This window comes from Enterobacter cloacae complex sp. 394F7 (assembly GCF_057320385.1).
Genome location: NZ_JBXWCS010000006.1, coordinates 199,474 through 214,176 on the forward strand (window position 1 = coordinate 199,474; position 14,703 = coordinate 214,176).

The following is a 14,703-nucleotide window of genomic DNA, read 5'->3' on the forward strand; positions in this document are numbered from 1 at the left end:
GATATGGACATACACAACCCGGAAGTCTGGCTGTCGCAACTGCTGGAAAATCTTCCGGAAGAGAAGCTGGCGAGTAAGCTCAGCGAAGATAATTCGGACTGGGAATATATCGACGGCGAAATCGTCAAGCTCGGTTCGCTGAACCATGCGCAACTTGATGTACCGGAGCTTCAGCGCCGGGGGCTGGTATTACTGGCCTCTGAGAGCAAGGATTTTCGTCTGGTATCGCACCTGCTGCGCACCCTGCAGCACGCGGGCGAGCACCTGGCTGCGCTAAGGATACTGACGCAGTACGTCAGCTATTACTGGGCTATCGCCTGGCCGCAAAATATGGCGCACAAAAAGCGTTTTGCTGAACAGATACTGAAGCGCTTTGAGCCGGGTATCGCCGGTTTTGCGACCGCATCCACTCCGGAAAAGCGAGATACTCTTCTCGGCGAACTGGCAAAGCTAGCGCTGTGCTGGCAGAAAGTCGGGATGCCGGAACTGGCGTCCGCCACAGATGACCTGTCAGGGCTGTATCAGCGAGCGTTTCGCGAAGACTCGCCTGCGGCATCAGCCCCACCCACGGCCGTTGCCAGCGCCACCACCTCATCCGTAACCCTCTCCGCTGCAACTGCCACAGCCGTGCCGGTGGTACCGGTTGACAGCCATGACGATAAAGCCTGGCGTAACACACTTCTGAAGGTGGCGGCCATTCTGTGCGAGCGCCAGCCCGCGTCGGCGCAGGGTTACCGCCTGCGCCGTTACGCCCTGTGGCAGAACATCACCAGCGCCCCGCAGGCTGAAAGCGACGGACGCACGCCGCTGGCAGCCGTGTCTGCCGATATGACGGCGGATTACCAGGCGCGCCTTGTACGCGCTGATATAACACTCTGGCAGCAGGTGGAGCAGAGTCTGCTGCTGGCGCCGTACTGGCTGGACGGCCACTGTCTTTCCGCCCGTATAGCGAAGCAGCTTGGCCACGATGAGGTGGCGCAGGCCATTCGTGATGAAGTGCGCCATCTCCTGGCCCGCCTGCCTGCGCTTGACGGCCTGCAGTTTAACGACCGCTCGCCGTTTATCAGCGACGCTACCCGCCAGTGGCTGAGCGATGAACCGCAGCCGTCAGCCGTACCGGCAGTGGCCGTGGATGATGTGGCACAGCAGGTCTGGCAATGTCATCAGGCGCAGGGGCTGGAGGCGGCGTTGACGCTCCTCGAACAGCAGCCTGACAGCACGCCGCGCACGCATTTTTACCAGGAATATCTGACGGCGCAATTACTTGATGCGTCCGGCATGGCAGCGATAGCCCGTCAGCATTACCACACCCTGTACCAGGCCGCGCGGCACATCACGCTCGCGGATTGGGAGCCGGAACTTTTGCAGCAACTGGAAGACCGAGCCAGAAGATAACAAGGAGCGTTTTGTGTTCAGAATACCCACTCCCCGGATGTTCAGCGGGCTGAGTACCCTGCTCAGACCGGCCCTGCCCCGGCTTAAGGTGTCCGCAGCCTGGCTGCTGGCGCTGGCATGGATTGTTCTGCTGGTATTGATCTGGTGGAAAGGCCCAGCGTGGCGGCTTTATGGAGAACACTGGCTGAAACCGCTGGCCAATCGCTGGCTGGCAACCGCCGTCTGGGGGCTGCTGGCGTTGGTCTGGCTTACCGTCAGGGTGGTAAAACGCCTGCAACAAATTGAGAGCCAGCAGAAGCAACAGCGTCAGGAAGAGCAGGATCCGCTCACCGTTGCAGTGAACCGCCAGCAGCGTTACCTCGATCGCTGGCTGTTACGGTTACAGCGTCATCTGGATAGCCGCCGTTATCTGTGGGAATTGCCCTGGTATGTGGTGACTGGACTGGCGGGTAGCGGTAAAACGGCACTGTTACGGGAAGGGTTTCCGGCAGACGTGATTTATACCCCGGATGCTGTCCGGGGCGTGGAGCAGCGGGCGTATATCACGCCGTATGTCGGCAGACAGGCGGTGGTTTTTGATATCGATGGCGCGCTCACGGAACAGGACGACAGCGACATACTGCACCGTCGCCTGCGCGAACACTGGCTCAACTGGCTGGTACAAAAACGCACACGCCAACCGCTGAATGGCCTGATCCTGACGCTGGATCTGCCTGACCTGCTCACCGCAGACAAGCAGCGTCACGAGCAACTGGTGCAGCTGCTGCGTACACGCTTACAGGAAGTCCGCCAGTCCCTGCATACCCGGTTCCCAGTCTACGTTGTACTGACCAAACTGGATTTACTGACCGGTTTTGCCACCTGGTTCCGAACGTTGGACCGGCGTGACCGCGACCGTATCCTGGGGGTGACGTTCACCCGTAACGCCCATGAAAGCGATGCCTGGCGCACGGAGCTGAGGGCCTTCTGGCAGGCGTGGGGACAGCAGATGAACCTGGCGCTGATAGATCAGATGCTCACGCAGTCTTCAGCACAGCGTAGCGCGGCATTCAGTTTTTCCCGCCAGATGCAGGGGGCGGGAGAGGTTATCGCCTCATTGCTGGATGCGCTTCTGGACGGCGAACACCAGGATATCTGTTTGCGTGGCGTGTACCTGACCTCTTCCCTGCAACGCGGCCAGATGGACGATCTTTTTACCCAGTCCGCTGCCCGCGAGTACGGTCTCGAGAGTAATTCGTTGACCGCCTGGCCGCTAGTCGATACCACACCCTATTTTTCCCGAACACTGTTTCCTGAGGTGCTACTGGCCGAGCCGAATTTTGCCGGGGAAAACCGCCTGTGGCAGGCCAGTTCGCGCCGCCGGATGCGTATCTTTACCGGCTGCAGTGCGGTGGTGGCGATTGCACTCATCGGCGGCTGGCATCACTGGTATAACGAGAACTATCGAGCCGGGCTGAAGGTGCTGGCGCAGGCGAAATCCTTTATGGATGTCCCGCCGCCGCAGGGAACCGATGAGTCCGGCCAGCTACAGTTGCCGCTGCTGAACCCTGTCCGTGATGCCACGCTGGCCTACGGCGACTGGGGCGAGCGGAGCTGGCTTGCCGATATGGGGCTGTATCAGGGAACACGCGTCGGGCCTTACGTAGAGCAGACATATCTGCATTTACTGGAGCAACGTTATCTTCCCGCCCTGTTTAATGGGCTAATGAAAGATCTGAATCATGCACCGCCGGAATCGGAAGAGAAGCTCGCCGTATTGCGTGTGATGCGTATGCTGGAGGACAAGAGCGGGCGTAATAATGAAGTGGTGAAACAGTTTATGGCGAAGCGCTGGAGCGAACAGTTCCATGGTCAGCGCGACGTTCAGGCACAACTGATGTCCCACCTCGACTATGCCCTGGCGCATACCGACTGGCACGCACAGCGCCAGAAAGGCGATGCGGATGCAAATAGCCTGTGGAGGCCGTATGACAGGCCAGTGGCGGCGGCGCAAAAAGAGCTGAGTAAACTGCCGATATATCAGCGGGTTTACCAGAGCCTGAAAACACGGGCACAGGGCGTGTTGCCAGCCGACCTCAACCTACGCGACCAGACCGGCCCGACCTTCGATCAGGTGTTTGTTTCCGCTGACGATAACCGGCTGATTATTCCGCAATTCCTGACCCGCTACGGGTTGCAGGGCTATTTTGTGAAACAGCGCGATGAACTGGTGGCGCTTACCGGCATGGACTCCTGGGTGTTGGCGCTCACGCGCAACGTGACTTACAGCGATGCCGATCGCAGTGAAATTCAGCGTCAGCTCACCGAACAGTATATCAGCGACTATACCGCTACCTGGCGGGCCGGTATGGATAACCTGAATATCCGCAATTTTGACTCGCTGACGACACTGACAGGGGCGCTTGAGCAGATTATCAGCGGCGACCAGCCTCTCCAGCGGGTACTGACGGCGCTACGGGACAATACTCGTCCCCTTATCCTGTCGGAAAAACTGGATGATAAAGCCCGCGCAGAGGCGCAGGCTGAACCGGAGTGGAAGTTGCTCAATAGGCTGGGACATGAGTTCGCGCCGGAGAACAGTACTCTGGAAGAGCAGAAGGATAAGGGCAGCACGCTACAGGCGGTTTACCAGCAACTGACTGAACTGCACCGTTATCTGCTGGCGATACAGAATGCGCCTGTACCGGGGAAGTCGGCCCTGAAGGCGGTGCAGTTGCGGCTCGACCAGAATAGCAGCGATCCGATTTTCACCACCCGGCAGATGGCAAAAACGCTGCCTGCGCCGCTGAATCGCTGGGTGGAAAAACTGGCCGAGCAGGCCTGGCATGTGGTGATGATTGAAGCAGTTCACTATATGGAGCTGGACTGGCGCGACAACGTGGTGAAAACCTTTAACAGCCAGCTTGCGGATAAATATCCGTTTAACCCGCGTGCAAAAGACGATGCGTCGCTGGATGCGTTTGAACGCTTCTTTAAACCAGGAGGCGTGCTGGATACGTTTTACCAGCAGAACCTGAAGCTGTTTGTGGAAAACAGTCAGGGACTGAGTGGGGAAGACAATGTGATTATTCGCGAGGATATTCTGAGCCAGTTAGCGACCGCGCAGAAAATCCGCGACATCTTCTTCAGCCAGCAGAACGGGCTGGGGGCACAGTTTGCGGTGGAAACCGTGTCACTTTCGGGCAACAAACGCCGCAGCGTGCTGAACCTCGACGGACAACTGGTGGATTACGCCCAGGGCCGCAACTATACGGCGCATCTGGTGTGGCCGAATAATATGCGCGAAGGCAACGAAAGTAAGCTGACGCTGATTGGCGCGGGAGGAAATGCACCACGCAGTATTACCTTCAGCGGCCCGTGGGCGCAGTTCCGGCTGTTTGGCGCAGGACAACTAACCAGCGTGCAGGACGGTACCTTTAGCGCCCGCTTCAGCGTTGACGGCGGCACCATGACCTATCGTGTCCATACGGATACCGAGGATAACCCGTTTGCCGGGGGACTGTTCAGTCAGTTCCGCCTGGCGGATACGCTGTACTGAGGATATGACGATGAGTACGGATACGCAGATGATTATTACCGGCCAGGATCCGCGCGGCCTGCCGGAATTCAGCGCGATGCGCGAGGAAATCAACAAGGCCAGCCATCCGGCGCAACCGGTGATGAACTGGACGCTGGTGGAGTCGCTGGCGCTGAGCATCTTTAAAACTAATGGCGTGGATCTGCATACTGCGACCTATTACACGCTGGCTCGCACGCGCACGCAGGGGTTGGCGGGGTTTTGCGAAGGCGTGGAACTGATGGCGGCGCTGATAAACCGCGAATGGGATAAGTTCTGGCCGAAGGATGGTTCGGCGCGGACGGAAATGCTGGACTGGTTTAATGCCCGTACTGGCAATATTCTGCGCCAGCAGACCGCGTTTTCCGCGGCCGACATGCCGCTGCTATACCGGGTGGAGCGGGCATTACAGATTATCTGCGACAAGCTCCAACAGGTGAGCCTGAAGCGTAGCCCCCGTGTCGAGAATTTGCTGTATTTTGTGCAGAGCACGCGAAAACGTTATGAACCGCAGCCGGAGACGACTGTGGCGGCAAAAACGAAAGTGCGCACGCTGGTCTATATGCCGGAAGGTGCAGGAACCATAGCTATCCCGGAAACGCCACTACCGGAACTGCCGGAAGTGAGGGTGGCTGTTCAGGGTGTCACTGCGGATCCGCAGCCTTCTGCTACAGCGAAAGCGGGCAGTACCGTGAAGGGATTTGCAATCGGTGTGCTCTGTAGCGCGGTTGTCGCCGCTGCGCTCTGGTGGTGGCAGGTTTATCCCCTGCGCCAGTTGGTGGCTGCGGTACAAGATACGGCACAGGGTGCGGCCACGGTCTGGTTGGCTTCGCCGCAACTGAGTGACTACCCGCAGCGGCTACAACTACTGACCACGGTTTCACCGTTGCAGATGCTGGAAAGCGGCCAGCGGATGACCCGGCTAGCCGACAACCGCTGGCCGGAAAGTCTGCAACAACAGCAGGCCACCGCAACGTGGAATACCACCCTGAAAGCGCGGGCGGCGGACAGTCCGCAGATGCTGGGCTGGCAGCAGACGCGAACTGATTTACGCTCGTTTGCCGAACTGCTTATCCAGCGTGAGCGGGCGAAAGAAGGGTTCACGCTCTCAAATATCAAAACCGTCATTTATCAGGCAGAGCGCACGCTGAATCAGGAGACGCCGCTTGAATATTTGCTGACGAAGTATCAGCAGGCAAAGTCTGCCGGGCAAAATACCGGGATGCTGGAAAAACAGATTAATGACCGAATTGACGGTGTACTGAGCCGCTGGCTGTTGCTGACGCACGAACCATTGCCGGAAACCCCGGACGGTAAACCTGAAAAATAAAGGAGTATTACTATGGCAAATCTTGTTTATCTGACACTGAACGGGCAGTTGCAGGGACTGATTTCGGCAGGCTGTTCATCGCTGGCGTCCATCGGGAATAAGGCGCAGGTGTCACATCTGGATCAGATTATGGTGACCAGTATGAAGCATGGCATGAGTAGGGCGCAGAACGTCAGTCACCAGACGGTGGATATCAGTAAACCGGTGGATAAATCCACTCCTCTGCTGAGCAAGGCGATTAACGAAAATGAATGCCTGACCTGCGATTTTGAGTTTTACCGCACTAACCGTTTTGGTATCAATGAGGTGTATTACAAGCTGAAATTGATCAACGCCAGAATAGCCAGAATCAGTTTGCAACAGCCTCATACGGTCCTTAACAGCGAGGGACAGCCGGAAGAGGCGATTTCGTTTACCTACGAAAGTATCTCTCAGGAGCACTGTATTGCCGGAACCAGCGCGTTGAGCCTGTGGAGCGAACGTATATTTTAACGGGAGCATCTGTGAACCATCAGATATCCGATCCGGTCAGGATCGCCGATTTTTATAAACGTTATTCAAATGGCCTCCATTACCGGATGGTGGGTAAGAACACCGGGGAAATGCTTGCGGTAACACAGGATTAAACGGAGGTCTACGCCGCTACCGGCAGGCATCTGCGGCGTGGACACTGGCACGGTTTCTGGTCCGGAAAGTGGGATGACTCAGAGGAGCGAAAATTCGCACACCGCGGGTTGTTGCCGCAAATTATTGGCGGCAGGCGAAGCCAGATGCATGGTTCATGCAGTTCATTTGCCGTGAGTTGTGAAAGTACATCCCAGTTCATTATTACTTCGATGCGGGGTGAGATAAATCGTCGCCATCTATGGAATAAACAGGGATCGTCGGAAGACTGATTTTGTTCAGCAGCCTGATACTCTATTTTGTTTTAATTCATTTCAAAAAGGTGACCTACAGGATCGCCTTTGTTTTATGTAGTATCAGGCATGACATCATTTAACCGGTCACAGGGGGTTACTGATAGCGGTTAACCAGATCCTTAACCACGGCAGCATAAGTTTTTTGTCTGAGCTGAGCGATTTGTTGTTCTGTCACCGGAGTTTTTCCGGTCATGGGCTGGAAGATACTGTATTCGTAATTGATCGGAGACCAGGTGGCCCATTCTCCTGTTGCCACATCCACCAGAGCGAAACGTACCAGGTAGCGCAGCGATGCGGAACTGGAAAAAGTTTCACCATGGTAATCCGACCAGATGTGTGTTTTTGTTGAGGCGTCGTACCTGCCGGTTTGTAGTGTATCCCAGTAAACAATAACGGCTTTTTGTTGTCCTTTTGCCGCAATATAACGCAGCGCCTGCATATAGTTCATATTTTCGCTGACAACAGCGTCCCCTTCCTCTGTTTTGACCTTGTTGCAGGAAAGGGGTTTCTGCCTGTCCGGGATACCGGAGAATATTGAGACCCGATAGTATTTTCCCATCTCCTGCTGCATGGTCATTTCCGGTGCTCGACTACCGGACTGAACCAGTATGACGGCAGAGTTCAACGGTACGCTGAATTTCTCACCCTCAAGCGCAGCCTGAATATCTTCCTCTGATACTGCTAGTGTGGTTTCGTTGCCAAAGATATCTTTGTCAGTCAGTTGAGGAACTGAACTCCTGCTGGTAGGTTTTTCAGTTCTGGACACTTCCTTTTTTCGTGTATCTATCGGGGAGCGCGTGCAACCATTCAACAAAAATATTGCCACACATGAAAATATCATTAAACGCTTTTTCATATATCTACTCATATCGGTATTGGTTGATTGTATAATTATTTTGACACTGTTGACATAATTATATCCTATTGCAAATGATTTAAGGAGGGTTGTTTTATATTCACAAAGCAAATGTGAAAACCATTTTTATTATCAATGTTAAACCATCTCCTATGATGTTGGTGAACGTTCATGTGGAGCTTAGCACGTAAAATGTTCACGCTAATTACTGCTCCGATTTGTTACCAGTAAATCAAAGAGGAAATAGCAAGGAATGTGATATGAATGCGCTTCTTTATTGCAGTAATTATCCTGTCATGCCTGTCCAGGTAACGATTGATGAAACCGTTAAGATAATAAAAATACATGGTGGCGTTGTGATCACGGCCAGTAAAGTCTGGCGCTATGCTCCCTACGGGCTTCTTATGTTACCTGTCTCTTTCCAGCCCCGGTGATCATTCGACAAATAAAGTCCGGGAAAAATAGGTTTTGTAGAATACAATAATAATGATAAATCTGTTAATATACTCTGTTATTCAAAAAACGAATACTTTCTTATACATAATAGCTGGAGAGTAAAAGCGGAAGATGAGCACATCTCTCCACCCAGCCATATAATGGGTGCGCCAAAATCATATCTGATTTTTTATTATTACTATAAAATGAGTTCCCCTTGACCGGACAGAATCTATCTTATTATCCTGTGGTTGTTTTTACTTCCCGTCGTTCATGGGTTGTTAGGGGTGACAGCTTCGAATGTCCGGGATTTATTGACGATATGAGATACCAAAACTGTTGGGTTATATCAGGGTATACAAAACCAGCGTATCAGCAAGTTTAAAGAGTTTCCTGGAAGGTTTTGCACTGCGGGCTTGTTTGTTGGTTAAGGCCATTGGTGGTCACTCCTTTACCGAGCTGGACTGACCACTAGATTGACCACCAAAAGCCCAAGATGCGGATGGATAAATAACCAGATATCCGCTGGGAAGAGTTTTTCCGGTAATTTCCTGAATATTTTTCTAAAAAGATTCAGGAAAATGCGCAAAAACAAGAAAGTGGTGCCCGGACTCGGAATCGAACCAAGGACACGGGGATTTTCAATCCCCTGCTCTACCGACTGAGCTATCCGGGCAACGGGGCGCATTAAACCCGATTCACTCTCCGCCGTCAACGAAAAAAGTTGTTTTCGTTACAGGATGCACAATCTCTCACCAGTTCGTCGCAATCTTAAGCGAAAAAGTGGGTCCACAGCGCGGAAAGCGGCATGGCGAGCAGCAGGGCGGGCAGCATATTCACCACCGCGAACATCTTGATCCCGCAGATGCGCAGCCCTGTTGCCAGCAGGAGCAGACCGCCAACGGCGGTAAAATCTGCCATCATCGCGGGCGTGGTCAGCGGAAGGATCAGGGTGGCGCAGGTGGCGAGCGCCAGCTGAATCAGCAGCATTGGCACACAAATCGCGGCCACCGCGATACCGAGCGTGGTGGCAAAAATCGTAGCGGTGAAGAAATCGAGAAACGCCTTCGCGATTAAAATGCTGGGGTCACCGGTCATCCCTTCCTGCATCGAACCGAAAATCCCGGTGCCGCTGGCGCAAAAGAGAATAATGATGGCAACGTAGTTTTGAATAAACGTCTCGTGGGTGCCGTGTTTGGCTTTGCCCGGACGGGCTATCAGGTTTTTCGCTTTGCTGACCGCGTTGTTAATCCCCTTTTCCAGATAACAAAACTCGCCGATCAGCGCCCCGAGCAGGGTGGCCAGCACCATAACCGGCAGGTTGGCGCATTTGATCACCAGCAGAATGCCAATCCCGAGGGAGGCCAGGCCAAAAATGGAGGGCATAGAGACGCGAATACGCTCCGGTAATCGCTGACTTAACACTGCACCGAGTACGCCGCCCAGCAATACGGCACTCGCGTTGATAAATGGCCCGATAACCACGGAAAACTCCTGTTACTTAATCATAGGTATTGCATGATTATGACACGCCAGCGCTTTTTTACGCTTAGCTTTGGGTGGTGAAGTGCATACTGATTCCTTCTTGCACCTCAAAATAAAAGGTGACATTATTGCGCGAATTTTCTCCTCCCTGTCTCACCGTTCGGTGAGGGTATATAGCGCCTATGAAAACCATGAAAATCGCCGTCAGCCGTGAGCTGGTTTCCACTGTGTCCACGCATCGCGAAAAGGTGACGCTGGATAACACTGATTTTACCGATGTGGCGGCAGTCGTCATTACGCTCGCGGAGAGTCGCAGTGGCATTCTTGCGTTGCTGAAACGCACGGGCTTTCATTTACCGGTCTATCTATTCTCGCAAGAGCCGACGGACGTGCCCGATGGTGCCAAGGCTGTCATCTCGGGTAAAGCGCAGGAGTTCCTGGAACTGGAATCTGCCGCCAGCCGTTACGAAGAGAACCTGTTACCGCCGTTTTTCGACACCCTGAGCCAGTATGTTGCAATGGGCAACAGCACTTTTGCCTGTCCGGGCCACCAGCACGGGGCGTTTTTCAAAAAACACCCGGCGGGACGACAGTTCTATGACTTCTTTGGTGAGAACGTTTTTCGCGCCGATATGTGCAATGCCGACGTGAAGCTCGGCGATCTGCTGATCCACGAAGGTTCCGCCAAGCATGCGCAAAAGTTCGCCGCGAAAGTGTTCAACGCGGATAAAACCTACTTCGTGCTGAACGGTACGTCGGCGGCCAACAAGGTGGTGACCAACGCGCTGCTGACCCGTGGCGATCTGGTGCTGTTTGATCGCAATAACCACAAATCCAACCATCACGGGGCGCTGATTCAGGCGGGCGCGACGCCGGTGTATCTGGAAGCGGCGCGTAACCCGTTTGGCTTTATCGGTGGGATTGACGAACACTGCTTTGACGACGCGTACCTGCGCAATCTGATCCGCGACGTTGCGCCGGAGAAGGCAGACGAGACCCGCCCGTTCCGCCTGGCAGTGATCCAGCTTGGCACTTACGATGGCACGATCTACAACGCCCGTCAGGTGATCGACAAGATCGGCCATCTGTGCGATTACATCCTCTTTGACTCTGCCTGGGTGGGCTACGAGCAATTTATTCCGATGATGGCGGAAACCTCCCCGCTGTTGCTGGAGCTGAACGAGAACGATCCGGGCATTTTCGTGACCCAGTCGGTGCATAAACAGCAGGCCGGGTTCTCGCAAACCTCGCAGATCCATAAAAAGGATAACCACATCCGGGGTCAGGCGCGTTTCTGTCCGCACAAGCGCCTGAACAACGCATTTATGCTGCACGCCTCCACCAGCCCGTTTTATCCCCTGTTTGCGGCACTGGATGTGAACGCAAAAATTCACGAAGGGGAGAGCGGACGCAGGCTGTGGGCGGAGTGCGTCGAGCTGGGGATTGAAGCGCGTAAGGCGATCATTGCAAATTGCCATATGATCAAACCGTTTATTCCGCCAGTGGTGGCAGGCCGTCCGTGGCAGGATCATCCAACTCAGGCCATCGCCAGCGAACGTCGCTTCTTCAGCTTTGAGCCGGGGGCCAAATGGCACGGATTTGAGGGCTATGCCCGCGATCAGTACTTTGTCGATCCGTGCAAGCTACTGCTGACCACGCCGGGCATCGATGCTGAAACCGGGGAATATACTGATTTTGGTATTCCGGCGACCATCCTTGCGCACTATCTGCGGGAAAATGGCATCGTGCCGGAGAAGTGCGATCTGAACTCGATCCTCTTCCTGCTGACGCCTGCCGAAAGCAGCGAGAAGCTGGCGCAGCTGGTGGCGATGCTTGGCCAGTTTGAACAGCATATTGAAGACGATACGCCGCTGGCGGACGTGTTGCCGACCATCTATCAGAAATACCCGGTACGCTACCGGGATTACACGCTCCGCCAGCTGTGTCAGGAGATGCACGATCTCTACGTCAGTTTTGATGTGAAAGATCTGCAGAAGGCGATGTTCCGCAAGGAGAGCCTGCCCGCGGTGGTGATGAATCCGCAGGATGCCAATCAGGCGTACATTCGCGGGAACGTAGAGCTGGTGCGCATCCGTGATGCACAAGGGCGCATTGCTGCTGAAGGCGCGCTGCCGTATCCGCCTGGCGTTCTGTGCGTGGTGCCGGGAGAAGTCTGGGGCGGGGCGGTGCAGCGCTACTTCCTGGCGCTGGAAGAGGGGATTAACCTGCTGCCGGGCTTCTCGCCGGAGCTGCAGGGCGTTTACAGCGAAAAGGATGCCGACGGGATTAAGCGGCTTTATGGGTATGTATTGAGATAGTGCGGGCTGTTGCCCTCACCCTAACCCTCTCCCACAGGGAGAGGGAACTTTTCTTCAAACCGCACTACGTTTATACATCCTCCGTGGATGCCCAATCTTGCCGTACAGCATCTCCACCGTCAGAAAACCTGCCTCCACGCAGTGCTCCAGATAGCGCCGGGTGGTGGTTTTACTCAGCCCCGTTTCACTCACCACCTCATCCACCGTAAAACAGTGCGTCGCCTTGTCGTTAAACAGCGCCTGCACCCGCGCCAGCGTATTTTCCTCAATACCTTTGCTGCCGTTGTCCTGGCGGTAGTTTTTCGCCTGTAGCTGGTATAAAGAATCGACGTTCTGCTGGTCAACAATCTTCCAGACCCGCTGTTGCTCAGCAAACTGCACAAAACGCTCCAGCGACTGGCTGAGCCGCTTCCAGGAAACCGGCTTCAGGATGTAATCAAACGCCCCGTTACGAATGGCCTGGCTGCAGGTGTCCATATCGCTGGCGGCGGTGATGAAAATCACTGAACAGTTGGCGCGGGCGAGCATCGGGTTACTGATAAGGGTGATGCCTTTCCCGTCCGGCAGGTAGTTATCCAGCAACATCAGCTGCGGCTGTTTACTTTCAAGCTCAACCTGCGCTTGCGCCAGCGACGAGGCAATCCCCACCAGTCTAAGACGCGGATGTTTGCCGATCAGCTCTGCGTGCAGTTGCGCCAGTTCGTTCTCGTCTTCAACTATCAGTACGTCGATAAGTTCATGTTGCATAATCGGTATCTTCCTGTTCCTGTGCGGGATGCCGGGCGGTTCCCGTGGCGGGGATAAACAGTGAGAAAATCGCCCCCCGCGGCGTATTATCGGCAACCTCAATTGCACCGCCAGCCTGTGTGACATAGCTTTCGATCAGATACAAACCAATGCCGTGATCGCCGCGCGTTTTGGTGGTGATGCCGCGCTCAAATATCCTGTCACGGATCTCCGGTTTAATGCCCACGCCCTGATCGGCCACTTCGATGATGAGTTCTTGTTCGCTCAGTTTTATCAGCACTTCCACAGGAGCATGCGGAAGCGGCGAGCGCTGGGTCGCTTCAATGGCGTTATCCAGTAGGTTGCCAATGATAGAAATCAGCGCCTCTTCAGGCAGCGCGAGGAACGGTCTGTCCAGACGACAGGTCGGGTCGAAGTTCAGCTCGACGCCTTTCTCCCGCGCCCGCGCGGCTTTCCCCAGCAGCAGGCCGCACAGTGTCGGGGAGCTGAAGCGCGAAGAGATAAAGTCCAGCAGCTCCTGAGCGTGTTCCGACTGCGCCTGAATGTAGCCAATCGCCTCCTCGTAGCGGCCCATATGCAGCAGGCCGGAGAGAGTGGTCATCCGGTTTAGCTGCTCGTGACGCATAATGCGCAGGTTATCAACATAGCGTTTGACCTGGCTGAGCTGGGCGCTGAGCGAGTCGATCTCGTTGCGATCGCGGAAGGTGATCACCCAGCCCTGCAGAGAGTTCTCAAGCATGATGCGCACCCGGCTGGCGATCACCGTGAGATCGTTAAAGCGGCAAATCTCGTCATGGGTATCTTTGGCGAGCATCGTTTGTGTTTCGAAGAACGGAACAGGATCGATTACTTCGCTTATCAGCTGCCCGCGCAGTTCCCGGGCCGGCTGGCTCAGGCCCAGCAGTTTGCGTGCCGCCTGGTTAATCACTTCTATTCGCCGTTCATCGTCAATGGCGATCACCCCTTCATAAATGGACTCCATCATCGCCTTTTGCTGGCGCACCAGCAGACCAATCTCTCGCGGCTCCAGGGAGAAAATCTGCTTCTTGATACTGCGGGTAAAGAACCAGGAGAAGATAAAAAGGGCAAGCAGTAACAGTACGGCGGCGATCAGGATGTTAACCACTTTACTGACGGTGATGGTTTCAAGATAGCTGGTGAGATAGCCTACCGAGACAATTCCCACTACCTGACCGGCATCGTTAAAAATGGGCGCTTTGCTGCGCAGCGAAATGCCTAATCCTCCCTTGCGGATAGTGGTGGTGCTTTTACCGCGCAGCACCTCTTCGTTGTCTCCGCCGACCAGCGTATGGCCCACTCTGTCCGCAAAAACGGAATGAAACAGATGCAGCCCTTTGTTATCGCCAATCACAATAAAACTGGCATCACTGTGGGTGGCTATTTTCTGCATAAAATCGTGAATGGCGCTGATATCTTTTTGTTCGACCTCTTTTCGTAATGACGGAATAAGGGCGATCTCTTCCGCCTGTATTTTTGCGCGTGCGCTCATTTCCTGATAAAGCTGTCGGCTAACGTCGACATAATAATATCCGCCCAGCAAAGCAAAAAGCACTGAGAAAAAGACAACCAGCGAAACAAACAGCTTAATCTGAAACGATACTTTCATAACAATCACGCGTGGTATCAACGAAGTTTGTCAA

At 54.5% G+C, this 14,703-nt stretch carries 9 protein-coding genes and 1 tRNA gene; 5 read left to right on the forward strand and 5 right to left on the reverse strand.

Annotated elements, in window-relative coordinates:
* Window positions 1-3: 3 nt before the first annotated feature.
* The 4 genes from tssA to AC2FAK_RS11415 are packed head-to-tail and all read left to right on the forward strand — an operon-like array spanning window position 4 to window position 6,773.
* Window positions 4-1,395, forward strand: coding sequence for a type VI secretion system protein TssA (gene tssA, locus AC2FAK_RS11400; RefSeq protein WP_095454920.1), 1,392 nt, complete (start codon window positions 4-6; stop codon window positions 1,393-1,395).
* Between the two features lie 13 nt (window positions 1,396-1,408).
* Complete coding sequence (gene tssM / locus AC2FAK_RS11405) at window positions 1,409-4,933, forward strand: type VI secretion system membrane subunit TssM (protein ID WP_095454921.1); 3,525 nt, start codon at window positions 1,409-1,411, stop codon at window positions 4,931-4,933.
* 4 nt (window positions 4,934-4,937) lie between these two features.
* Window positions 4,938-6,281, forward strand: a complete 1,344-nt coding sequence (locus AC2FAK_RS11410) for a VasL domain-containing protein (protein WP_375714097.1) — start codon at window positions 4,938-4,940, stop codon at window positions 6,279-6,281.
* A 12-nt stretch (window positions 6,282-6,293) separates the two neighbouring features.
* Window positions 6,294-6,773 carry an Hcp family type VI secretion system effector gene (locus AC2FAK_RS11415; RefSeq protein WP_095454923.1) on the forward strand — a complete coding sequence of 160 codons (480 nt, stop codon included), beginning with the start codon at window positions 6,294-6,296 and terminating at the stop codon, window positions 6,771-6,773.
* Window positions 6,774-7,295: 522 nt separating this feature from the next.
* Here the strand turns inward: AC2FAK_RS11415 and AC2FAK_RS11420 are convergent.
* From AC2FAK_RS11420 to AC2FAK_RS11430, 3 genes are all read right to left on the reverse strand, one after another.
* Window positions 7,296-8,057 carry a lipoprotein YafT gene (locus AC2FAK_RS11420; RefSeq protein WP_095454924.1) on the reverse strand — a complete coding sequence of 254 codons (762 nt, stop codon included), beginning with the start codon at window positions 8,055-8,057 and terminating at the stop codon, window positions 7,296-7,298.
* Window positions 8,058-9,092: 1,035 nt separating this feature from the next.
* A tRNA-Phe gene (locus tag AC2FAK_RS11425) sits at window positions 9,093-9,168 on the reverse strand.
* A 95-nt stretch (window positions 9,169-9,263) separates the two neighbouring features.
* On the reverse strand, window positions 9,264-9,977 hold the full coding sequence (locus AC2FAK_RS11430; protein WP_013098689.1) for a DUF554 domain-containing protein: 714 nt from the start codon (window positions 9,975-9,977) through the stop codon (window positions 9,264-9,266).
* A gap of 182 nt (window positions 9,978-10,159) precedes the next feature.
* On the opposite strand from AC2FAK_RS11430, the gene AC2FAK_RS11435 reads away from it, so the two are divergent.
* Window positions 10,160-12,295, forward strand: a complete 2,136-nt coding sequence (locus AC2FAK_RS11435) for an ornithine decarboxylase (protein WP_095454925.1) — start codon at window positions 10,160-10,162, stop codon at window positions 12,293-12,295.
* Between the two features lie 54 nt (window positions 12,296-12,349).
* Here AC2FAK_RS11435 and AC2FAK_RS11440 read toward each other — a convergent pair whose 3' ends face one another.
* Window positions 12,350-13,042 carry a response regulator gene (locus AC2FAK_RS11440; RefSeq protein WP_014833240.1) on the reverse strand — a complete coding sequence of 231 codons (693 nt, stop codon included), beginning with the start codon at window positions 13,040-13,042 and terminating at the stop codon, window positions 12,350-12,352.
* A complete protein-coding gene (locus tag AC2FAK_RS11445) occupies window positions 13,032-14,669 on the reverse strand; it encodes an ATP-binding protein (RefSeq protein WP_095454926.1) in 1,638 nt (545 codons plus the stop codon). The genes AC2FAK_RS11440 and AC2FAK_RS11445 overlap by 11 nt, the downstream gene beginning before the upstream one ends.
* Window positions 14,670-14,703: the final 34 nt, after the last annotated feature.